This is a genomic window from Lachnospiraceae bacterium oral taxon 096 (assembly GCA_018141845.1).
In the GTDB taxonomy this organism is placed as follows: Bacteria; Bacillota; Clostridia; order Lachnospirales; family Lachnospiraceae; genus F0428.
This window is the reverse complement of record CP073340.1, coordinates 429075-450392: the sequence shown is the minus strand read 5'-3', so window position 1 is coordinate 450392 and position 21318 is coordinate 429075. Positions and strand designations below refer to the sequence as shown.

The window sequence follows — 21318 nt, the reverse complement described above, 5'->3', positions numbered from 1 at the left end:
ATCTCTGGAAATAATCGCAGTGTCTTCCGTGCTATTGCATTGGTATCACAGCTTGGATTTAGTGTAGTGACGCCTATTCTTTTGTGCACCTATATTGGATATCGCATCGACCAAGTATTTCATGGCTATTGGACATTGATCCTTTTGCTTCTTGGTGTGCTAGCCGGTTTGCTGTCAGGATATCGCTTGGTTCAATCAGTTATTTTACAAAATGAGCGCGATGAACAGGAAGAAAAAGAAGAACAAAGGAAAAAAAGTGAAAAAGATAAGAAAGAGGTGGTAATGCCAAAGGTAAAGAGCCGCATATTGAGGAAGAAGGATGAGTAAGAATTTAAAAAGAGTGCTCATTGAAATGGTTGGCGCAAGTATGATTTATGAAGTACTCCTAATGGTTGTTGCAGGATTTGTTGCAAAACCATTGGGCTATACGGTTTCATCACTGGAGCTTGGCATTGTTGTTGGAATTTTAGTGATGATCTTTATGATGGTAGATATGGCAAGAACAACCGAAGATGCACTGGCCAGTAAGAATGAAAAGTATGCAATGAGGACAACAATGCTCCATTCATTTGTCAGAAAAGCCGTTCTTGTGGTCGTCGTGTTTATCTTTTGGAAGTCAAAATATGTCAATGTTCTGGGAATTGTATTTTCAATTTTTGGTATTAAAGCAGGGGCATATTTGCAGCCATTGATACATAAATTAATGAAATGAAAGGAGGTAGGGGATGAGTATATTGAAGTTATTGGGTTCATCTAGGGGAAGTACAGACTTTGCCATTCACGGTGTTTTAAAGTATCATCTATTTGGGCAGGAGCTTTGGATTGGTGATACGATTATTTCGCTCTGGGTGGTGATGTTGGTTTTGATTATCTTTGCTCTCTTTGCAAGAAGGGCATTGAATCGAGCGACGGATGTGCCAGGACCATTTCAAAATGTGCTCGAGCTTGCATTTGAAGCCCTTGAAAAAATGGGGGGAAGTATCTTGGGAAAAAATGCACCAAGATTTTTAAACTATATTGGAACAATATTTCTCTTTATTTTGACAGCCAATTTGAGTGGATTACTTGGACTTAGAAATCCGACAGCAGATTATGGTGTTACATTCTTATTAGGATTGTTTACCTTTTTGATTGTCAATTATCAAGGAATTAAAAATAGAGGCGTTGGACATTTTACATCGCTGTTCCAGCCACTTCCATTTTTGTTCCCAATTAATTTAATTGGTGAATTTGCCAATCCAATTTCAATTTCACTTCGTTTGTTTGCAAACCTATTATCAGGTGTTATTATTATGGGATTGTGGTACGGAATGTTGCCATTAATTCTTAGGTTGGGTATTCCAGCTTTCTTACATATTTATACCGATGTATTCTCGGGCGTTATTCAGACCTATGTATTCTGTATGCTTACGATGGTCTATATTAACGATAAGTTAGAATAAAATTATTTTTTTAAAACAGGAGGATTTATTTTATGCAGATGTCAGGACAGGATTTTATTTATGGTTGCTCAGCAATTGGTGCAGGTATTGCGATGATCGCAGGTATTGGACCTGGTGTTGGTCAGGGTATTGCTGCAGGTCATGGTGCGTCCGCAGTAGGTAGAAACCCAGGTGCACAGTCACAGATCCAAAGTACAATGCTTCTTGGTCAGGCAGTTGCCGAGACTACAGGTCTTTATGGTTTGGTTGTTGCCATTATTCTTATGTTTGTTAAGCCATTTAAATAAGAAGAGCAGACTTGAGAAGGGGGTAATCAATTGGACAGACTGATAGGATTTGATCCGCAGCTTTTAGCGGATGCAGCGATCGTCGGTGTAAATGTGCTCATCCTTTTTGCAATTCTCACTTATTTGCTCTTTGATCCAGTACGAAAGGTCTTAAATGACCGAAGAGAACGTATTGCAGCAGAATTACAAGATGCGGCATCGAAGGAAGAAAAAGCCAATGCGATGAAGGCAGAATATGAGTTCAAACTTAAGGACATCAATAAAGAGGCCGATCGCATTTTGGAAGATGCAAGAAAGAAAGCAAAGATTAAGGAAGAAGAAATTCTTTCCAATGCCAGAGAAGAGGCAGAGAGAATCACAGACAGAGCCAACAAGCAGATTGAGATGGAGAAGAAAAAGGCCATGGATGATATGAAGCAGGAAATGGTTGGTCTTGCTGCGATCATCGCACAAAAGGCCATTACATCATCAATGAATGTAGATGTACAGGCGAGTCTTGTGGATGAGACATTAAAAGAAATGGGTGAAGGTATATGGCAAAATTAGTGTCGAAGGTTTATGGCGATGCTCTTTTTGCGGCAGCGAAGGATTTGGCTGCAATTGACCAAGCCTACGAAGAGGTGACTGCATTAAGAGACATTTTTGCAGAAAATATGGATTTACGAAAAATTCTAAATTCGCCAAAAATTAGTCGCGAAGAGAAGGCTCAGATCATTCATACCATATTTGAACATCAGGTTTCAGATATGCTGATGGGATTTTTAATTACTGTGGTCAATAAGGGGAGACAGGCTGAATTTGAGCGTATTTTTTCCTACTTTATTTCTATCGTTAAGGAATATAAGGGGATTGGCGTGGCAAGTGTAGTCAGTGCTATGCCTTTGACAAAATCACAGGAAGAAGAGATTGAGAAAAAACTCTTGGCGACGACAGAGTATAATCAGATGGAGATGAATTATAGCGTGGATGAGAGCTTGATTGGAGGAATGACCATTCGCATTAAGGATCGTGTTATCGACTCAAGTATCAAGACGAAGCTCTATAGTATCAAGAAAAATCTTCTCAATGTACAGATATAAGAATAAGAAAGAAAGCAGGTGCGAACCTAGATGAATTTGAGACCGGAAGAGATCAGCTCCGTGATCAAGGAGCAGATTGAAAAGTATTCAAGCAGGCTCGAAGTTTCTGATGTCGGAACGGTAATACAGGTGGCCGATGGTATCGCAAGAATCCATGGATTGGAAAAGGCTATGCAGGGAGAACTTTTGGAGTTTCCAGGAGAAGTCTATGGCATGGTGTTAAACCTTGAGGAGGACAATGTTGGTGCAGTTTTGCTTGGAGATAAGCATAACATCAGCGAGGGCGATACAGTAAAGACAACAGGTCGAGTGGTAGAAGTTCCTGTGGGTGACGAACTCACAGGTCGAGTTGTCAATGCACTTGGACAGCCGATTGATGGCAAGGGACCAATTGCAAGCACAAAGTTTAGAAGAATTGAACGTGTGGCACATGGCGTTATCGAGAGAAAATCTGTTGACACACCATTGCAGACAGGAATTAAGGCAATTGATGCTATGATTCCAATTGGTAGAGGACAAAGAGAGTTGATTATTGGTGATCGCCAGACAGGAAAAACTTCCATTGCAGTGGACACCATTATTAATCAAAAGGGTCAAAATGTGCACTGTATTTATGTTGCGATTGGACAAAAGGCCTCCACTGTGGCAAGCATTGTAAAGACTTTTGAGGAGTATGGGGCAATGGATTACACAACAGTTGTTGTATCCACAGCGTCTGACCTTGCACCACTTCAGTATATTGCACCGTATTCTGGCTGTGCCATTGGTGAGGAGTGGATGGAAAATGGAGAGGATGTTTTGGTTGTGTACGACGATTTAACGAAGCACGCAGCGGCATACCGTACACTTTCTTTGCTCTTAAAGAGAGCTCCTGGACGAGAAGCTTATCCAGGAGATGTATTCTATTTGCATTCTCGACTTTTGGAGAGAGCGTCAAGACTTTCTGAAGAACTGGGAGGCGGATCATTGACTGCACTTCCAATTATTGAGACACAGGCAGGCGATGTTTCGGCATATATTCCAACGAATGTCATTTCTATTACCGATGGACAGATTTATTTGGAAACAGAGATGTTTAACTCAGGCTTTAGACCAGCGATCAATGCTGGACTTTCCGTATCTCGTGTTGGTGGATCAGCACAGATTAAGGCGATGAAAAAGATTGCTGGACCAATTCGTGTAGAACTTGCACAGTATAGAGAGCTTGCTTCTTTCGCCCAATTTGGATCTGAGCTCGATGCAGCAACAAAGGAGCAGCTTGCACAGGGTGCGAGAATTCGTGAGATTTTAAAGCAGCCAAATTATAAGCCAATGTCAGTGGAGTATCAGATTATCATTATCTTTGCAGCAACACAGAAATTACTTTTGGATATTGAAATTGAAAAGATTTCTGAATTCCAAGATGAGTTATTTGCTTTTATTGATCGAAAGTATCCAGAGATTCCAGAGGAAATTCGACAGAAAAAGGTGATTAGCGACGAGTTGGCAGAGAAGTTAAAGAAGGCAATTGCAGAATGCAAGAAGGCCTAGAAAGAGGTGATACTTCGAAATGGCTTCGATGAAAGAAATCAAACGCCGCCGCGAGAGTATTCAAAGTACTGAACAGATTACAAAGGCGATGAAATTGGTATCCACCGTAAAATTGCAAAAGGCAAGGGCAAGAGCAGAGGAGTCAAAGCCATATTTTGACTTGATGTATGAGACCATTGCTTCCATTCTTGAAAAGAGTGAAAATATCTCACACAAGTACTTAAAGAGTGGGCAAAAAGGTAAAAAAGCGGTGATTGTCATCACTGCAAACCGAGGTTTGGCTGGTGGCTACAACAACAATATCATTAAACTTGTAAGTGCGAATCTAAAAAAAGAGGACACAGTGGTCTATGCTGTGGGTAGAAAGGGTAAGGAAGGATTGGAAAGAAGAGGATATACCATTGCTGGGGAATACTCAGAGGTAATCAACGAGCCAACTTATCAAGATGCAGCAGATATGACAAAGGTACTTCTCGATGGCTTTGCAAAGGGAGAAATCGCAGAGATTTATCTCGCATATACAAATTTTAAAAATACCGTCGTGCACATCCCGACATTTTTAAAGCTTCTTCCTATTTCGGCGGAGGATATTTTAAAGGGTCGAGAGAATGCAAAGACAGAAAGTGGACCAAGGACATTGATGAACTATTCTCCAAATGAAGAAGAGGTTTTAAATGCCATTGTTCCAAAATATATGTCCTCCATCATTTATGGTGGGTTGATGCAGGCATTGGCATCAGAAAATGGTGCAAGAATGAATGCAATGGACAGTGCGACAAACAATGCTGATGAATTAATTCAGTCATTGGGACTTTTGTACAATCGTGCTCGTCAGGGTGCAATTACACAGGAGTTGACAGAGATCGTGGCCGGTGCCAATGCGATCAATTAAAAAAATATAAAGGAGAAAAAAATGGCAGAAAAGAATATGGGCCACATCACGCAGATTATTGGTGCGGTCTTGGATATTAAATTCAGCCAGGGACATCTTCCAGAAATCAATGAGGCTGTCAAGGTTCCAACAGGCGATGGAACGGTATTGACTGTAGAAGTTGCACAGCACTTGGGTGACGATACAGTTCGATGCATTGCAATGGGAACAACAGACGGACTTGTCAGAGGAATGGCCGCAGAGGCAACAGGCGCTCCAATCTCTGTTCCGGTTGGTGAAAATACTCTGGGAAGAATCTTCAATGTACTGGGAGAGGCAATTGACAATAAACCAGCACCTGAGGTAGAGGCATATTTTCCAATTCACAGAAAGGCCCCTACATTTGAGGAGCAATCCACAGAGACAGAAATTCTTGAGACAGGAATCAAGGTTGTCGATCTCTTATGTCCGTATCAAAGAGGTGGAAAGATTGGACTCTTTGGTGGTGCGGGTGTAGGTAAGACTGTATTGATTCAGGAGTTGATTCGAAACATTGCTACAGAGCACGGTGGATATTCTGTATTTACTGGTGTTGGTGAGAGAACAAGAGAGGGAAATGACCTCTATCACGAGATGACAGAATCTGGTGTTATCAATAAGACTACCATGGTCTTTGGACAGATGAATGAGCCACCTGGTGCGAGAATGAGAGTGGGACTGACAGGTCTTACGATGGCGGAGTATTTCCGTGATCAGGGTGGAAAAGATGTCTTGTTGTTTATTGACAATATTTTCCGTTTTACTCAGGCAGGATCAGAGGTATCTGCACTTTTAGGCCGTATGCCATCAGCCGTAGGTTATCAGCCAACATTGCAGACCGAGATGGGTGCTCTTCAGGAGCGAATTACTTCAACAAAGAATGGATCCATTACTTCCGTTCAGGCTGTATATGTGCCAGCCGATGACCTTACTGACCCAGCACCAGCCAATACTTTCGCCCACCTCGATGCGACCACTGTTTTGGATCGTTCCATTGTGGAGCTTGGTATTTATCCAGCTGTTGATCCGCTTGCTTCAACCTCTAGAATTCTTGCCCCTCATATCGTGGGAGAGGAGCATTACAATGTTGCACAGCAAGTACAGCAGGTACTTCAAAAGTACAAGGAATTGCAGGATATTATTGCGATGCTTGGTATGGATGAGTTGTCTGAGGCCGATAAATTGGTGGTATCAAGAGCAAGAAGAATCCAAAGATTCCTCTCACAGCCATTCTTTGTTGCCACACAGTTTACGGGATTGGAAGGAAAATATGTTCCAGTTTCAGAGACAATCAGAGGATTTAAGGAAATCTTGGAAGGAAAGCATGATGATATTCCAGAGCAATATTTCTTAAATGCAGGAACCATCGATGAGGTTGTGGAAAGAGCAGGTAGGTAGTGCCTATGGCAGATCAATTTAAGTTAAAGATTATCACACCGACGAGAGAGTTCTATACAGGAGATGTTCTCAAAGTAGAGTTTACGACGACAGAGGGACGCATTGGCATTCTTCCAGGGCATATTCCAATGACTTCCATTATTTCACCGGGAAGTTTAGTGATTACTGAGTCAAATGATGTCAAGAAGGTAGCGACATTGATGGCAGGATTTTCTCAGGTGACACAGACGGAAGTGGTGATTTTGGCAGAAACCTGTGAGTGGCCAGATGAGATTGACGAAAAGCGTGCAGAGGCAGCAAGAGACAGAGCACAAAAGCGTATCAGCGAAAAGTCAGGAGACATTGATACGCTACGTGCAGAGATTGCCCTAAAGCGTGCGTTGGTCAGAATAGATGTCAAGAATGGACTGTAGTAAGTTATTGTTATTTCATATTTCATAAAGAGAATGATAAATGGGGAGAGTTTTCAGGGGATTGCTTGGAAACTCTCCTTTGTGCTATACTTGTCAATAAAAGAAAAAGTGAGGATATAGAAATGGCAGAAAAGTTGACAAAGGAGGACATTGCAAAGATTGAGGCAGAGATTGAGCACAGAAAATTAGTGTTGCGTCCACAACTCATTGCTGCCGTCAAGGAGGCAAGAGCACAGGGAGATCTCTCTGAAAACTTTGAGTACTATGCTGCAAAGCGAGAGAAGAATCAAAATGAGGGCCGCATCAATTATCTCACAAGAATGATTCGATTTGCCAATGTGATTGAAGACAATGCAAGCGACGATGAAGTTGGTCTCAATAAAATTGTGGATGTCTATTTTGAAGATGATGATGAGATAGAGACTTATAAGATTGTCACACCGATCAGGGGACATTCCCTTGACAATCGCATCAGTATTGAGTCGCCAATAGGCAAGGCACTATTAAAGCACAAGGTGGGAGATCGAGTCTATGTAAAGACATCGGAGAGTGCAGGTTACTATGTAAAAATCACAGGGATACGCACCGATGATACCGATGATGATATCCGTTCATTTTAGGAGAAAGAAAATGAAGTTTGTTATACAGAGAGTCAATCACGCCAAGGTAGAGATTGAGGGAAGAGTTTCAGGAGAAATCGAAAAGGGACTGTTGGTGTTTATTGGCATTGGACTGGAAGATGATGAAAAAATTGCCGATAAATTTTTGCAAAAGTTGATGAAGTTGCGTATTTTTGCAGATGAGAATGGAAAGACCAATCTCTCCATTCAAGATGTGGGCGGGGCACTCCTACTTGTGTCACAATTTACCTTGATGGCAAATTGTTGGGATGGGAACCGCCCAAGCTTTACCAATGCACAAAAGCCAGATCGTGCCAATGAACTCTACGAATATATCATTGCGAAAGCAAAAGAAACGGGCATTGACATCCAGACAGGAGAATTTGGTGCAGATATGCAGGTGAGTTTAGTTAATGATGGACCATTTACTGTGATATTGGAATAAAATAAAAAGGGGCTGTCGGGAAATAAGTAATTTTACTTCCCGCAGAGCGAAATAGAAATATCCTGACAAATACAAGGCGTTTTGGCTTTGTGACTTTGTCAGGATATTTTGTTTTTCTATAATACTGTCTATTTTTGGGCATAAAACCCCCTTGGCTGAAATTTTGTCTTTAAATTTTTTCTTATGCTGTTTTCTCCTGTAGTTTTCCTTCAAATTTCTTTAGCTTTGCATGGAGAAAACGATGATATTTATTTATATTTCTTCCTATCGCAAAAAGCATAAATTCTTTATATATCTTATCTGAAGAACGATAATTGAAGCGTCGGAAATCTTCATTTTCTTTAATATCTCCAAAATGACCTTCTGTTTGAATAGAGCGTGTCTGTCGTTTCAGAATGCCCTTTTCACTCTGTATGTTAGCATATGACTTTTCTCGAAGATCTTCCCATACTTCATTGATCTTCATCACTTTAAACTTCTTTTTCTGTATATAATAATCCACCCCACGATTAATGCAACAAATATAATTAAAGCTATTGGTACATAATATTTAGTAGGTTTACTTGTTGATGAAGTTCCACTATATACTACATCTTCAGGAGCTGTATTTTCTGCATTACTAGGGGTAGAATAACGCATCTCTGGATATTTTTTTTGATAATCTGATATAATCCCCTTTATTTCTTCAAGAGTATAAAATCCTGACTTGACAGGAAAACCGTAATAATCCATATCCCATAAAATGCCAATCCTTATGCTTCCATCTTCAAATCTTTTCACCAATACATTGCTTCCAAACGGGGTGGTCCTATCCATACCGAAAACTAGCAAATCTTTCATACTCGAATTGTACTGTTCTCCAAGTAAATTTGAAATCTTTGTTGTAATTAAGTCATTTTTATCATATGTAACCCCTGACGCAGGATGCTCTAAAACACCATTTTCATTTTTCATAAAATACAATTCTTCATATGTATCATCAGCATTCCATTGCGTAGCAACCCAAATTGCATTAGTTTGGTCTATAGTATCACTATTTGCTTCATCTATAAGTTTACTTAGTTGTTCTTCACTTTCAATTTCGCTTATATTCATTGCTTGGAACACAAAATATGCGTCTGTATTATCCAAAATCGGTACTATTTCTGCCAATTCTTCATTTTCCATTGGCTCCTGCATAATTTCACGTGAACGTTCCACACTATATCTATATGCCTCTCTTAACTCATCACTACTTGGTGGTGTCATAGCATACACCTCTCTATTTGAAGATAGTATAATAGCTAATATAAATACAAATACTATAGTTGATTTTATCCTTTTCATGGTATCCTCCTATCTGTAATAATAGTTTGTACTGTTATATTTTCCAAATCCTGAACGACCATATTGAAAATATGTATTAGAATCTATTGCCTGAGAACTCACTTTATAGAATGGTGTCACACCCACTCCAGGATCTTTAAACCAAAATACCCCTTCTTTTGTATCGTATCCACAGCCAACTATTGCATGACCTCCACCATTTTGCCATAATATTCCCGAAATAAAAGGTCTACGATTATCTATAAAAGCCCTTAAATTTTGAGCATTCATGCTTGTACTATAACCAGATGATTCATTATCAGCTACAGCATATTACATTCATATTCTACCGGAAAATTTAATGAAATCATCCAGTATTGATTGGAATTATATGCAAAAAATTTTACCGGAGGTAACGCTATGGGAAGATTAAAAGATGAAGTGTTTTTTCAGACACTTAATGATTATTTCAATCATTATTTACCTGTACAAAGATGTGCAAGTATCCACACAATTAAAGCGTACCGTAGTGCTATCCATAAGCTATTAGAATATATTCTAAAAAAGAAAAACATAAAATTAAATGAAGTAGGCTTTGAAGATTTAGACTACGAAACTGTAGATTCATACAGTCCGGAAAAATTTAAATCCTCCATAACTTTTTTTAGGGTATAGACCGGATCGTCATCGGGTAAACTCAATTCATAGAAACTAAAGTTGATTTTCTGTTGACCTATTTCAAAAAAGTCATTATAATAATTAACTGTAAGCATAGTTACATTATAACATGTAACGGAGAAAGATGGTTGTCATTAGCCATCTTTTTTTATGTAAAAACTTAGGGAGGAGTGACTCATTTTGAGTTGCTCCTCCCTTTTTATGGCTGCCATTTCCCGACAGCCCCAATTTGTTAATCTATAGGTGTCCATTTTGGTCTATGTTTCTTATCTGGAGTGCAAGGACATTTGCCTCCAATAGAGGTTACTGTGCCAGTAGGTGGTGCTCCATTAGAAGTAGTTCTAATATTACCATCAGATTTTCCACACCGTGTACATACAATTGTCCATTTTTTACTCATAGATTTTCTCCCTTCTGATATGTTATACAAAACTTTCAAATTAATTATATATATATATATATAATGTCAAGGAAAATGTAAAAAATATTGGCTTTTATCGTCTAAAAAAGCCACAAAAACCTTAGTTTTTGTGGCTTTAGAAGAAAGAATAGTTATTTAAATTTATCGTAAATACCAAACGCAAAGATAAATAGGACAATGAGTGGCAGGATATAGGTGAGATAAAATCTCATCCAATTTTTCATTTTTAGTCCCTTTCCTGTATTTGCTTCCTTTAGATAATTGTCCCAGCCCCATCCATAGCGACTGACACAAAACAAAAGATAGACTAAGGAGCCAAGTGGCAGTAAAATATTACTCACAAGAAAATCTTCCAAATCAAGGATGCTTCCGCCAAATACCTTTAACCAGTCGAATTTCCAAATATTAAATCCAAATATACAAGGCAATGACAATAGAATAATGAAAATCATATTCCACAGACTGACCTGTTTTCTTGATTTTTTGGTCAAATCCATACCACAGGAAACGATATTTTCAAATACAGCCAATACCGTAGAGAATGCGGCAAAGGACATAAAGATAAAGAATAGACTTCCCCAAAGTCGGCCAAGATGAATTTTATTAAATATGTTGGGCAAGGTGATAAATATTAGGGCTGGTCCTGAAGTTTGATCCACACCATAAGTAAAGGTAGCTGGAAATATAATAAGTCCTGAAACAATGGCAACAAAGGTATCAAGTATCACAATGGTTACCGATTCTCCGAGCATACTTCGATCATTGCTGATATAACTTCCAAAGATTAACATTGCACCAATTCCAAGACTTAGTGTAAAGAAGGCTTGATTCATTGCACCAGTAATAACATTTCCAAGACCTGTTTCTTCAATTCTTTGGATATTAGGAACAAGATAATATTTTAATCCCTCTGCTGCCCCTTTTAAAAAAAATGAGTTGATCGCCAGAATCACCATTACGACGAGAAGCGTTACCATTACTACCTTTGTGATATTTTCAAGACCAGATTCTAGTCCTGTGGATACAATCAACATACCGACAATCACGACCAAAATCATCCAAAAGATCATAATTTTGGGTTGGGAAAGCATGGTGTTAAAGACTTGATTGACTCCTGCTGTGTCTAGTCCATCAAATTTTCCTGTGATAGTCAAATAAAAATAATGTAGCATCCAACCAGACACTGTGGTATAAAACATCATCAAGAGATAATTTCCTATCAATGCAATGATGCCGTGGATATGCCATTTTGTTCCCTTCGGCTCTAATTTTTGATAGGCCAAGACAGGGCTTTTTCTTGCAGCTCTGCCGATAGAAAATTCCATACTTAAGATGGGTAAACCCAACAAAACTAAGAAGATCAAATAGAGCAGTACAAAGATACCACCTCCACCTTTGCCCGTCATATAGGGGAATTTCCATACATTTCCAATTCCTATCGCACATCCAGCTGAAATCAATATAAAGCCCAGTCTGGATCCTAATCGTTCTCTTTCTTGTTCCAAAATAACCTCCTACAAAAAGTACTAATTTGCTTGGATTATAGCATAGTTATGGGGAAAATTCTATGCGTATTGATTGCTGTTGTGGGGAATATCGTTTTATTATAAAAAATTTTCATAAATAAAATCCTTTCAGTTTTCTTTAACCTCGTTTTGTCTTGCCGACCGTTAGGGGCATGCTCCTTAATGATCCTTCACTTCGCTCATTGTACTGTAAAAGCCGACTACACTGACTTTCTTGTAGTTCAAGGTTTATTTGCGAGGTGTTCCCCCTGCATCTCCGTCGCTCAAGAAAGCTGATGGGGGCGACCACATACATTTTTTAACAAAATATATTTATCAAAACGGGCGTAAAACCCCTAGCTTTAGCTATGGGGATATAAGCCCGCTTTCTGTCAAATCCTCGATGGATATTGACAGAAAGAAATTCACTCTGTCTATTGAATTAGATAAACATATTCAGTATAATCTTAACCATGAAATATAAATCAAACCACAATGTCGTATATTCCTGTAAGTATCACGTTGTATGGTGTCCCAAATATCGTCGCAAGGTACTGGTCAATGGCGTTGATGTAAGGCTAAAGGAGCTCATTTCTGCCATATGTCAAGAAATCAGTGTCGATGTCATCGAAATGGAAATCATGCCAGACCATGTACATTTGCTTTTAGAGGTAGACCCACAATTTGGCATACACAAGGCAGTGAAAACTATTAAAGGCAGAACCTCCCGGGTTTTACGCACAGAATTTCCATGGCTGAGGAGCAGAATACCAACCCTTTGGACAAACTCCTACTTCGTATCAACGGTAGGCGGTGCACCACTTGCCATGGTGAAACAGTATATCGAAAATCAAAAAATATCGCAGAGGGGGTGAAGATGTGGAATATACGAAAGGCTATAAATTCAGAATCTATCCGACAAAGGCACAGGTACAGACAATCGAACAAACACTTGGTTGCTGTCGTTTCGTATACAATCACTTCCTAGCTTTGCGCATGGAATCTTGGAAAACGAAAAAAGAATCTGTGACGTATGTGCAGACGAGCGCACTCCTTACAGAACTCAAAAACCATCCAGACTATGTGTGGCTAAAAGCTGTGGACAGCATGGCTCTGCAAGAATCCTTGCGGAATCTTGACCGTAGCTATCAGAATTTCTTCAAGAAAATTGCAAAATATCCAAGGTTCAAATCCAAGCACAACCATCGGCAATCGTATCGTACCCGTAACCAAGGAAACGGGATTCGTATAGAGGGCGAAAAACTGCATCTCCCACGGCTTGGACTGGTAAAAATCAAACTGTCACGGGAATTTGAGGGCAAGATCCAAAATGCCACCATATCGCGGACGGCATCGGGAAAATACTACGTTTCCCTTTGCGTGACAGCAGATATAGAAAATTTCCTTGCTCGCAACGAAGGAGGAGAAGTCGGCATTGATGTCGGATTGAAAGAATTTTGTTCGGACAGCAACGGTAATGTCGTAGAAAATCCTTGTATTCTGAAACGATTGAGCAAGAAATTAGCAAGAGAGCAAAGAAAATTGTCCCGAAAAAAGAAAGAGAGCAAAAATCGTAGCAAGCAAAGAAAACTCGTTGCTAGAATACACGAAAGAATATCAAATGCCAGAAAGGATTTCCTGCATAAAATCTCGACAAAGCTGGTGCGTGAAAACCAAACCATCGGCATAGAGGATTTGCAGGTGAAGAACATGATGAAGAATCACAAGCTGGCAAAAGCGATTTCCGATGTAAGCTGGGCAGAGTTTTTTCGTATGCTGGAATACAAGGCGGTACTCTACGGAACAGATGTCATTCAAGTGCCGCCCTTCTATCCAAGTTCGCAAACCTGCTCCGTATGCGGTGAGAGAAATACGGAAACGAAAAATCTTGCCGTTCGGGACTGGATTTGCAAAAAGTGCGGAGCGCACCATGACAGAGATGTGAATGCCGCCAAGAATATCCTAGCTAAGGCAAAGGAAATTCAAGCGGTATAAGATATGAAAAATACCGTGGGACACACGGGAATCTACGCTTGGGGAGATTGTGTAAGACATCGCTTCTTTCAGAAGCTACGCAGTAATCGGCGAACCAAGAATCCCCTGCCTTTAGGCATGGGGAGTGTCAACTATGGTAGAATAAAAAAAATACATATAGAGATGGGAGAGACGCATGGAAAAAGCATGGAATGCAAAGAAGGCATTTTCAAGGTTGGGATTTGGTGCATTGGCCATTCTTGTCATTACTACGGCATTGCAAGGAATTTTTGCAGCCATTGTGATTGGGGTTTTTGGAAAAAATCATATACCAGAGATGGCTAAGTGGGTCATCACTTTTGTGCCAATGTATTTGGTCGCAGTGCCTATTGGATTGTCCATTATGAAAAAGGTGCCAGAGAAGGAAAGAAATCAAGGTCGCTTGACTGTGGGAGGATTTTTCATTTATTTTTGTATAGGATATTTTTGGCTGACCATTGGAAATTTACTTGGCATTAATTTACTTAAGGTATTGCAAAGTATTTTGGGGCATACGATTAGCAACCCAATAGAGAGCTTTCTTGATGGAAAGTCAGTGTGGTTAAGTCTAGTGTTTGTGTCCATCTTTGCACCAATGGTGGAAGAATTTATCTTTAGAAAAGTGTTGATTGACCGAATGAGAGTGTATGGAGATACAGCAGCGATTGTGGTTTCAGCATTGATGTTTGGTCTATTTCATGGAAATTTTTCACAATTTTTTTATGCTTTCTTTCTGGGAATTCTCTTTGGGTATATTTATACAATCACAGGAAAATTGCGTTATAGTGTGATGATGCATATGATCGTCAATTTCCTCGGCGGAGTGGTGGGATCACTATTTTTAAAGTATGTGAATCGGGATGTACTTACGGATTTATCTCTTGGAAAGATAGCTAATATCACACCGGGGCAGATTTTGCCACTGATTTTATATGGTCTTTATACAGTGATAATTTTCATTATTATTATCGTGGGTTTGATTCTTTCGATTGTAAAGGCAAAGACGGTGGTACTCGAAAGGGGGGAATCTCCAAGAGGAGCTATTGCCAATCCAGGAATGATTTGCTTTATCATTGCGTCGGGAATAATGATTATCATTTCCTTTACGAACTAAAAGAGAGGTTGTGAAAAACTTTTTGTTTTTCGCAACTTCTTTTTCTTTTTCTCTGCCTTTTTCTATGGTACAATCAATCGTACAAAAAATGATTTTGGAGGAAGTATGGCATTTACGAGCATACCATTTTTAGTTGCTTTTTTGCCAGTGACCTTTATTGTCTACTGGCTATTTTTTAAACATATTCGATTACAAAATATGATTTTGCTGTTGGCAAGTTGCATATTTTATGGAATGATGAATGTCAAATATCTGCTCTTTTTGTGGGCAAGTATTGGCATTACTTTTTTTGGTGTGCACTATGGCTATCGTCATCGATTGCGAAGACCAGATACACAGAAGAAAATTTATAAAATTGTATTGGTATTTAATTTTTTCATTTTAATTTTATTTAAATATACGAATTTTGCCATTGGAAATATTAATTGGATTTTGCAACCATTTGGCCGGCAGATTGGAGTGGCCAAGATCCTCCTTCCTGTGGGACTTTCCTTTTATATTTTTCAGAGTTCAACCTATTTATTTCATATGATTAAGACTGGGGAAGAGCCAGAAAAAAGTTTCATTCGCTATGCACTTTTTGTCTCATTTTTTCCAACGATTGTATCTGGGCCAATTCAAAGAAGTGAAGAAATGTTGCCTAAGATTCGGGAGAAAAAGGTATTGAGTTATCATACCTTTCGAGAGGCAATTTTTATCTTTTTGTGGGGAGCATTTTTAAAGATGGTCATTGCTGATCGCATTGCACTCTTTACAGGAACGGTACTAAAAAATTATAAAAATTATGGCAGTGTCGTTTTGATTTTATCAGCTTGTTTGTATTCTGTGCAAATTTATGCAGATTTTTCTGGCTATAGCCATATGGCCATTGCGGTCGCAAAGCTCTTTGGTTATGACTTATTTGAAAACTTTCATCAGCCATATTTTGCGACGAATATTCCAGATTTTTGGAGGAGATGGCATATTTCTTTGACGAAGTGGCTCACAGACTATATTTATATTCCACTTGGAGGAAATCGAAGAGGAGTTATTCGAAAGTATATTCATATTTTTATTGTATTTTTGGTCAGTGGAATTTGGCATGGTGCAGCTTGGACCTTTATTGTTTGGGGGCTATTGCATGCGGGATATCAAATTATAGGACAGATGACAAAGAAAAAACGGGAGAAATTGTATCAGCAACTGAATATCAAAACTGAGGCCATCGGCTTTATTTGGTGGCAGAGATTTGGGGTATTTTTCTTGACAACCTTTGCATGGATTTTCTTTAGTGCAAGTTCATTGCATCAAGCTCTGGGGTATATTCGAAGAATATTCATTGCACCTGTGCAGATGTGGGTGCTCTTTGATGGAAGCTTGGCAAAGACAGGAATGAAAAATATTGACTGGTGGATATTGATTCTTTCCATCCTTTTATTATTGATTGTCTCAAAGTATAGAGAGAATAAAATCAATGCCAAGATTTTAGTGGATCAAAATATAGCGACAAGATATGTCATTTATATTTTGCTGTTTTTTGTCATTATTATTTTTGGTGTCTATGGACCAGATTATTCAGCCGCAAACTTTATTTATGCAGGCTTTTAGCTTTTGATATGGAATTGAGGAAAAGAATGAAGAAGATATATATCAAGCGTTTTCTGTCGGCAGTGGTGCTTTTATGTATGATTTGGCAACTCTATACCCTTGTCAACATGACTTTGGTGATGAAGAGAACGGATGGAATTACAACGATGCAAGATTACTATGTTCAGCCAAAAGGAACTGTAGATGTCTTAGTTTTGGGCAGCAGTCACGCGGGGATGAATATTGATCAGGAAGTATTTTGGACAAATTACGGAATGTCGGGTTATTCTTTGTGGGGAAGCATTCAGCCATTTTGGAATACCTACTATTTTTTAAAAGAGGCCCTGAAATCACAAAGACCGAAGGTGATTATTCTTGACATGTATGCGGCAACGAGAGACTTTGAGTATTCTGATGATGCCAGGCAGGTGACCAATATTTTGGGAATGAAGCCAGGCTTGAATAAGTTGGAGGCAGTGATGTCCACTGCACCGAGAGCAAGGTGGAAGGATTTGTGGATGGGAATGCCCATCTATCACAGCCGATACAGTGAGTTGACAAGGGATGATTTTATGCACTATCCGTGGACAAAGCATTTAGATAGCAATAAGGGTTCAGGATATCGCTATGGCACAACGGCGGATATGCCAATGACTGTGGAAAAGACAGATGAAAGGAAACCGATGACAGCGAAAGAGGAAAAGTATTTTCGAAAAATAGTAGAGACCTGTAAGACGGAAAAAATTCCACTTTTACTTGTGACCACACCGACGGCGGTTCGAAATGATTCTCAGCCCTACTATAACTATGTGGATGATTTGGCCAAGGAATTGGGTCTGACCTTCTTTAATTTTAATTTGATGGATGAGGTCATTGACTTTAAAAAAGAGGATTTCTACAGTGACAATCTTCATGTGAATACAAATGGGGGAAGAAAGGTCTCAAAGTATATTGCAGACTACCTTAAGAAAAATTACGATTTGCCAGATCATCGAGGAGATGCTCGCTACAATAGTTGGGGGGAGTATGCTGTGGCGGCCCAGAATGGCTATTTTTCACAGATCACCGATACAGATGATTACTTTAAGGAGTTTGAAAGAAATCATCGTGGTATCTATGTGGTGAGAAGAGGAAATCTCCATAAATCTTCCTCCTATGATCACTTTGCACAACTACTTTCCTCTATTGGCATTGACCCGACAATTCTTGATCGAAACAATGAAGGACAATGGTATATGCCAGAGACAGGTGTGAATAAGATTCGAGCGGTGGAGGAAAAGGAACTTGAAAGGGAAGTTCCCAATTATACATCACCGAACGAAGAAGGTGTGGAAATTATTGTATATGACAAAAATACAGGAAGTTATATTGATAGAGTATTTTTTAGTGTCCAGTCCGACTTTTCTTTAAAAAGATTGTCGTAGAAAAATTTTGGTAGAAGAGATACACTCTTGTGTTGTGGCAACCATAGATAGAAATGGACATCCTATCACAATTATAAATAAAAAGAGGAGAGCCCTCAGACCATAGTCTGAAAGCTCTCCTTAAATTTATGCCTTTGTATTACTTTTGTGGGTAGAATCCACTTGGATTTTCATCTAATTTGATGAGAATATTCTTCATCTGTGTGTAGTGGTCTAAGATCACTTTGTGTGTCTCTCTTCCAATACCAGAAGTCTTGTAGCCACCAAATGGTGCACCTGCCGGGATGGCATTGTAGGTATTTACCCAAACTCTACCGGTTTCAATGCTTCTTGAGACACGAAATGCTCGATTGAGATCCTTCGTCCAAACACCGCCACCAAGACCATAGACGCTTTCATTGGCATACTTGATCACTTCTTCTTCTGTCTTAAACTTAATGATGACGGCCACAGGTCCAAAGATTTCTTGTTGTGCGGCATAGGAATCATTTGTCACATTGGTCAGAAGGGTTGGCTTGTAGAAAGCACCCTTAGCTAGTTCTCCCTCCGTGTAGCGAGAACCACCACAGGCAATGGTAGCACCATCCGCCACAGCACGGTCTACGCAGGCTTGAATTTTGGCCACCTGAGTCTCATTGATTTGAGCACCCATTTGTGTGTTGATATCGAGAGGATCGCCCACTTGAATCTTATTGAATTGGTCAACTGCTCGCTTTACAAACTCATCATAGATTTCTTCTTGAACGAATACTCTAGATCCTGCACAACAAACTTGACCTTGATTAAATAAAATGCCTAATTGTACGCCGTCAATGGCCAGATCAAGATCACAGTCGTTGAAGAAAATATTCGCAGACTTTCCACCGAGCTCAAGTGTTGCAGGGATCAACTTTTCGGCAGCGGCCTTTGCCACAGAATAGCCGACTTCCGTGGATCCTGTGAAGGCAAGTTTCCTAAATCCATTGTGATCGAGTATATATTGACCAGATTTACTTCCTGCACCAGAGATCACATTGAATACACCCTTTGGAATAATATCCTTTACTAATTTTGCAAGCTCTAGGATGGAGAGTGGAGTAGAAGAACTGCTCTTTAACACAGTACAGCATCCAGAGGCAAGAACAGGTGCCAACTTCCAAGCAGCCATTAAAAATGGAAAGTTCCAAGGAACAATCTGTCCGACAACGCCAATTGGCTCTCTAAAGACAAGAGATAAGGTGTTGTTGTCAAGAAAATTGGAAGTATCTTCCTCTGTGCGAATTGCAGAAGCAAAGTAGCGAAAATGATCCGCTGCGTAAGGGATATCTATGTTTAGGGTTTCTCGCAGTGGCTTGCCATTGTCAAGACTCTCAATATAGGCAAGATCTTCTTTGTTGGCATCGATCACATCGGCAATCTTTAAAAGAATCTCTGCTCTCTTGATTTTATCAAGTTTTTTCCATGAGTCAAAAGCTGCCCATGCGGCGTTTACAGCGTCATCGACATCTTCCTTTGTAGCCTCTGCCACGCTGGCGATTTTTTCCTTAGTTGCCGGAGAGTAGGTGTCAAAAAATTTGCCATCTTTGGCATTTCTAAATTCTCCGTTGATGAAAAGTCCATATGTATTATCAGGTTTTTTAGCCATAGTTTGACTCCTTTCAAATCAAAAATTTAATTCATAGTAAATTACTATGGATTAATAGTAGCACAAAATAAAAATAAATGCTATAGATTTATAAAAAGTTGATAATTTAACAAAAAAATCAGAATAATGTTAAAAAAATAATAGAAATTCATCTTAGATTTATGATATAATCCTAAACATAGGAGGTGAGCATATGTTGATGTGGGGGATTATATGTGCAATCTGCTTGATTGTGGAGGCGATTATTCCCGCAATGGTTTCTGTTTGGTTTGCACTGGCCGCACTGATTATGGTGGGATTGAGTTTATTCATTTTTAATTTTTCCATTCAACTTGTCGTCTTTGCCATTTTGTCCCTTATTTTTATTTTGGTTTTTAAACCATTTTGCAACAATGTGTTTCACACAAAAGATGCTCTTCCAAAGGAAGAGGTCAAGGTGACAAAAAGCTTAGGCAAAGACGGAGAACTATTTCTGTATGAAGTCCGATATAAGGGAGGAATTTGGAGTGCCCTTGCGAAGGAAGAATATAGAGACGGAGAGAGTGCTTTTATTGATCACTTTGAGGGAAATAAAATTGTATTAGAGCGAGGAGGAGAGTAGAATGCCATTAGCGATATTTGTTATTTTAATTGTCATTGCACTCATTATTGTATTTCGTTGTATGAAGATTGTGCCTGAGTCAAAGGCGTATGTGGTACAAAGATTTGGAGAATATCATCAGACATTAAAGTCAGGACTACATTTAATTATCCCATTTATTGATAATGTGGCAAAGATTATTTCATTGAAGGAGCAAGTGGTTGATTTTCCACCTCAGCCAGTGATTACCAAGGACAATGCGACGATGCAAATTGATACCATTGTCTACTATCAGGTGACGGATGCAAAGTTATATACCTATGGTGTTGAGCGACCGATTTCTGCCATTGAAAATTTGACAGCGACGACATTGAGAAATATTATTGGTGATATGACGGTCGATCAGACTTTGACCTCTAGAGATACGATTAACACAGCAATGCGTGCGGAACTTGATGAGGCAACTGATCCATGGGGAATTAAGGTCAATCGAGTGGAGCTAAAGAGCATTCTTCCGCCAGAGGATATTCGTGTGGCAATGGAGAAGGAAATGAAGGCAGAGCGCGAGAAGAGGGCGAATATTCTTGAGGCACAGGCAAAGAAGGAGAGTGCCATTTTGATTGCTGAAGGTGCCAAGCAGGCAGCGATATTAAATGCAGAGGCAGAAAAAGAGACGGCCATTCAAAAGGCACAAGGTCAGGCACAGGCGATTCTTGAGGTGCAAAGGGCAAAGGCCGAGGCATTAAAGCTATTAAATGAGTCACATCCAACCAAGGAAGTGCTTGCTCTTCGTGGACTGGAGAGTTTTGAGAAGATTGCGGATGGAAGGGCAACCAAGATTATTATTCCAAGCAATGTACAAAACTTAGCAAGTATGGTGACAGAATTTGCGGAACTCAACGAAAAGACAAAGATAGAAAATTAGAAAAATAGTGTGAAAGATAGTGTACGGCAGTGGCTGTGC

General features: G+C 39.5%; 24 protein-coding genes and 1 pseudogene. 20 read left to right on the top strand and 5 right to left on the bottom strand.

Features of this window, described 5'->3' with window-relative positions; all coding sequences use genetic code 11:
* Positions 1 to 39 precede the first annotated feature (39 nt).
* The 12 genes from J5A74_02235 to dtd all read left to right on the top strand — a co-directional run bounded on the left by J5A74_02235 (position 40) and on the right by dtd (position 8124).
* Entirely contained in the window at positions 40 to 327 is a 288-nt protein-coding gene (locus J5A74_02235; GenBank protein QUI96186.1) for an AtpZ/AtpI family protein, read from the top strand.
* Positions 320 to 712 (top strand): hypothetical protein, encoded by a 393-nt coding sequence (locus tag J5A74_02230; GenBank protein ID QUI96185.1) that lies wholly within the window; start codon positions 320 to 322, stop codon positions 710 to 712. Before J5A74_02235 ends, J5A74_02230 begins: the two co-directional genes overlap by 8 nt.
* Before the next feature lie 13 nt (positions 713 to 725).
* A complete protein-coding gene (gene atpB, locus J5A74_02225) occupies positions 726 to 1442 on the top strand; it encodes a F0F1 ATP synthase subunit A (GenBank protein QUI96184.1) in 717 nt (238 codons plus the stop codon).
* A 32-nt stretch (positions 1443 to 1474) separates the two neighbouring features.
* Positions 1475 to 1729, top strand: a complete 255-nt coding sequence (gene atpE / locus J5A74_02220; protein QUI96183.1) for an ATP synthase F0 subunit C — start codon at positions 1475 to 1477, stop codon at positions 1727 to 1729.
* 30 nt (positions 1730 to 1759) lie between these two features.
* Positions 1760 to 2275, top strand: coding sequence for a F0F1 ATP synthase subunit B (atpF, locus tag J5A74_02215; GenBank protein QUI96182.1), 516 nt, complete (start codon positions 1760 to 1762; stop codon positions 2273 to 2275).
* Positions 2263 to 2808 carry a F0F1 ATP synthase subunit delta gene (locus tag J5A74_02210; protein QUI96181.1) on the top strand — a complete coding sequence of 182 codons (546 nt, stop codon included), beginning with the start codon at positions 2263 to 2265 and terminating at the stop codon, positions 2806 to 2808. Before atpF ends, J5A74_02210 begins: the two co-directional genes overlap by 13 nt.
* 30 nt (positions 2809 to 2838) lie before the next feature.
* Positions 2839 to 4338, top strand: coding sequence for a F0F1 ATP synthase subunit alpha (atpA, locus tag J5A74_02205; GenBank protein ID QUI96180.1), 1500 nt, complete (start codon positions 2839 to 2841; stop codon positions 4336 to 4338).
* Between the two features lie 19 nt (positions 4339 to 4357).
* On the top strand, positions 4358 to 5230 hold the full coding sequence (gene atpG, locus J5A74_02200; protein ID QUI96179.1) for an ATP synthase F1 subunit gamma: 873 nt from the start codon (positions 4358 to 4360) through the stop codon (positions 5228 to 5230).
* Positions 5231 to 5251: 21 nt separating this feature from the next.
* The gene (gene atpD / locus J5A74_02195) at positions 5252 to 6646 is read left to right on the top strand and encodes a F0F1 ATP synthase subunit beta (GenBank protein ID QUI96178.1); all 1395 of its coding nucleotides are present in this window, start codon (positions 5252 to 5254) and stop codon (positions 6644 to 6646) included.
* A gap of 5 nt (positions 6647 to 6651) precedes the next feature.
* A complete protein-coding gene (gene atpC / locus J5A74_02190; protein QUI96177.1) occupies positions 6652 to 7059 on the top strand; it encodes an ATP synthase F1 subunit epsilon in 408 nt (135 codons plus the stop codon).
* A 122-nt stretch (positions 7060 to 7181) separates the two neighbouring features.
* Positions 7182 to 7679: a transcription elongation factor GreA gene (gene greA, locus J5A74_02185; GenBank protein ID QUI96176.1), complete on the top strand. Its 498-nt coding sequence runs from the start codon at positions 7182 to 7184 to the stop codon at positions 7677 to 7679.
* A 10-nt stretch (positions 7680 to 7689) separates the two neighbouring features.
* Positions 7690 to 8124: a D-tyrosyl-tRNA(Tyr) deacylase gene (dtd, locus tag J5A74_02180; GenBank protein QUI96175.1), complete on the top strand. Its 435-nt coding sequence runs from the start codon at positions 7690 to 7692 to the stop codon at positions 8122 to 8124.
* 181 nt (positions 8125 to 8305) lie between these two features.
* Here the strand turns inward: dtd and J5A74_02175 are convergent.
* The 3 genes and pseudogenes from J5A74_02175 to J5A74_02165 all read right to left on the bottom strand — a co-directional run bounded on the left by J5A74_02175 (position 8306) and on the right by J5A74_02165 (position 9720).
* Positions 8306 to 8611: pseudogene (locus J5A74_02175) on the bottom strand (transposase).
* The gene (locus J5A74_02170) at positions 8590 to 9450 is read right to left on the bottom strand and encodes a hypothetical protein (protein QUI96174.1); all 861 of its coding nucleotides are present in this window, start codon (positions 9448 to 9450) and stop codon (positions 8590 to 8592) included. Before J5A74_02170 ends, J5A74_02175 begins: the two are co-directional and overlap by 22 nt.
* Positions 9451 to 9459: 9 nt before the next feature.
* Positions 9460 to 9720 (bottom strand): hypothetical protein, encoded by a 261-nt coding sequence (locus J5A74_02165; protein ID QUI96173.1) that lies wholly within the window; start codon positions 9718 to 9720, stop codon positions 9460 to 9462.
* Positions 9721 to 9849: 129 nt separating this feature from the next.
* Between J5A74_02165 and J5A74_02160 the strand changes: the two genes are divergently transcribed.
* Positions 9850 to 10104, top strand: a complete 255-nt coding sequence (locus J5A74_02160) for a site-specific integrase (protein QUI96172.1) — start codon at positions 9850 to 9852, stop codon at positions 10102 to 10104.
* Between the two features lie 555 nt (positions 10105 to 10659).
* Here the strand turns inward: J5A74_02160 and J5A74_02155 are convergent.
* Positions 10660 to 12033: a sodium-dependent transporter gene (locus J5A74_02155; GenBank protein QUI96171.1), complete on the bottom strand. Its 1374-nt coding sequence runs from the start codon at positions 12031 to 12033 to the stop codon at positions 10660 to 10662.
* Between the two features lie 473 nt (positions 12034 to 12506).
* On the opposite strand from J5A74_02155, the gene tnpA reads away from it, so the two are divergent.
* The 5 genes from tnpA to J5A74_02130 all read left to right on the top strand — a co-directional run bounded on the left by tnpA (position 12507) and on the right by J5A74_02130 (position 18150).
* Positions 12507 to 12908, top strand: coding sequence for an IS200/IS605 family transposase (tnpA, locus tag J5A74_02150; protein ID QUI96170.1), 402 nt, complete (start codon positions 12507 to 12509; stop codon positions 12906 to 12908).
* A gap of 4 nt (positions 12909 to 12912) precedes the next feature.
* On the top strand, positions 12913 to 14028 hold the full coding sequence (gene tnpB / locus J5A74_02145) for an IS200/IS605 family element transposase accessory protein TnpB (protein QUI96169.1): 1116 nt from the start codon (positions 12913 to 12915) through the stop codon (positions 14026 to 14028).
* Positions 14029 to 14203: 175 nt separating this feature from the next.
* Positions 14204 to 15160, top strand: coding sequence for a CPBP family intramembrane metalloprotease (locus J5A74_02140; GenBank protein QUI96168.1), 957 nt, complete (start codon positions 14204 to 14206; stop codon positions 15158 to 15160).
* A 105-nt stretch (positions 15161 to 15265) separates the two neighbouring features.
* Positions 15266 to 16747: an MBOAT family protein gene (locus J5A74_02135; GenBank protein ID QUI96167.1), complete on the top strand. Its 1482-nt coding sequence runs from the start codon at positions 15266 to 15268 to the stop codon at positions 16745 to 16747.
* A 26-nt stretch (positions 16748 to 16773) separates the two neighbouring features.
* Entirely contained in the window at positions 16774 to 18150 is a 1377-nt protein-coding gene (locus J5A74_02130; GenBank protein ID QUI96166.1) for a hypothetical protein, read from the top strand.
* A gap of 139 nt (positions 18151 to 18289) precedes the next feature.
* Here the strand turns inward: J5A74_02130 and J5A74_02125 are convergent, their stop codons facing one another.
* The gene (locus tag J5A74_02125) at positions 18290 to 19774 is read right to left on the bottom strand and encodes an aldehyde dehydrogenase family protein (protein ID QUI96165.1); all 1485 of its coding nucleotides are present in this window, start codon (positions 19772 to 19774) and stop codon (positions 18290 to 18292) included.
* Positions 19775 to 19967: 193 nt separating this feature from the next.
* Here J5A74_02125 and J5A74_02120 point away from each other — a divergent pair, with 193 nt between their 5' ends.
* The gene (locus J5A74_02120; GenBank protein QUI96164.1) at positions 19968 to 20375 is read left to right on the top strand and encodes an NfeD family protein; all 408 of its coding nucleotides are present in this window, start codon (positions 19968 to 19970) and stop codon (positions 20373 to 20375) included.
* A 1-nt stretch (position 20376) separates the two neighbouring features.
* Positions 20377 to 21279 (top strand): SPFH/Band 7/PHB domain protein, encoded by a 903-nt coding sequence (locus J5A74_02115; GenBank protein ID QUI96163.1) that lies wholly within the window; start codon positions 20377 to 20379, stop codon positions 21277 to 21279.
* Positions 21280 to 21318: the final 39 nt, after the last annotated feature.

Coding starts and splice junctions, on each gene's coding strand:
- atpE (QUI96183.1), top strand. CDS start 1,475: ATGCAGATGTCAGGACAGGATTTTATTTATGGTTGCTCAGCAATTGGT.
- atpB (QUI96184.1), top strand. CDS start 726: ATGAGTATATTGAAGTTATTGGGTTCATCTAGGGGAAGTACAGACTTT.
- J5A74_02140 (QUI96168.1), top strand. CDS start 14,204: ATGGAAAAAGCATGGAATGCAAAGAAGGCATTTTCAAGGTTGGGATTT.
- J5A74_02135 (QUI96167.1), top strand. CDS start 15,266: ATGGCATTTACGAGCATACCATTTTTAGTTGCTTTTTTGCCAGTGACC.
- J5A74_02210 (QUI96181.1), top strand. CDS start 2,263: ATGGCAAAATTAGTGTCGAAGGTTTATGGCGATGCTCTTTTTGCGGCA.
- atpG (QUI96179.1), top strand. CDS start 4,358: ATGGCTTCGATGAAAGAAATCAAACGCCGCCGCGAGAGTATTCAAAGT.
- J5A74_02130 (QUI96166.1), top strand. CDS start 16,774: ATGAAGAAGATATATATCAAGCGTTTTCTGTCGGCAGTGGTGCTTTTA.
- J5A74_02230 (QUI96185.1), top strand. CDS start 320: ATGAGTAAGAATTTAAAAAGAGTGCTCATTGAAATGGTTGGCGCAAGT.
- J5A74_02165 (QUI96173.1), bottom strand. CDS start 9,720: ATGAATGCTCAAAATTTAAGGGCTTTTATAGATAATCGTAGACCTTTT.
- atpA (QUI96180.1), top strand. CDS start 2,839: ATGAATTTGAGACCGGAAGAGATCAGCTCCGTGATCAAGGAGCAGATT.
- J5A74_02160 (QUI96172.1), top strand. CDS start 9,850: ATGGGAAGATTAAAAGATGAAGTGTTTTTTCAGACACTTAATGATTAT.
- dtd (QUI96175.1), top strand. CDS start 7,690: ATGAAGTTTGTTATACAGAGAGTCAATCACGCCAAGGTAGAGATTGAG.
- J5A74_02125 (QUI96165.1), bottom strand. CDS start 19,774: ATGGCTAAAAAACCTGATAATACATATGGACTTTTCATCAACGGAGAA.
- greA (QUI96176.1), top strand. CDS start 7,182: ATGGCAGAAAAGTTGACAAAGGAGGACATTGCAAAGATTGAGGCAGAG.
- J5A74_02120 (QUI96164.1), top strand. CDS start 19,968: ATGTTGATGTGGGGGATTATATGTGCAATCTGCTTGATTGTGGAGGCG.
- tnpA (QUI96170.1), top strand. CDS start 12,507: ATGAAATATAAATCAAACCACAATGTCGTATATTCCTGTAAGTATCAC.
- J5A74_02115 (QUI96163.1), top strand. CDS start 20,377: ATGCCATTAGCGATATTTGTTATTTTAATTGTCATTGCACTCATTATT.
- atpC (QUI96177.1), top strand. CDS start 6,652: ATGGCAGATCAATTTAAGTTAAAGATTATCACACCGACGAGAGAGTTC.
- J5A74_02170 (QUI96174.1), bottom strand. CDS start 9,450: ATGAAAAGGATAAAATCAACTATAGTATTTGTATTTATATTAGCTATT.
- atpD (QUI96178.1), top strand. CDS start 5,252: ATGGCAGAAAAGAATATGGGCCACATCACGCAGATTATTGGTGCGGTC.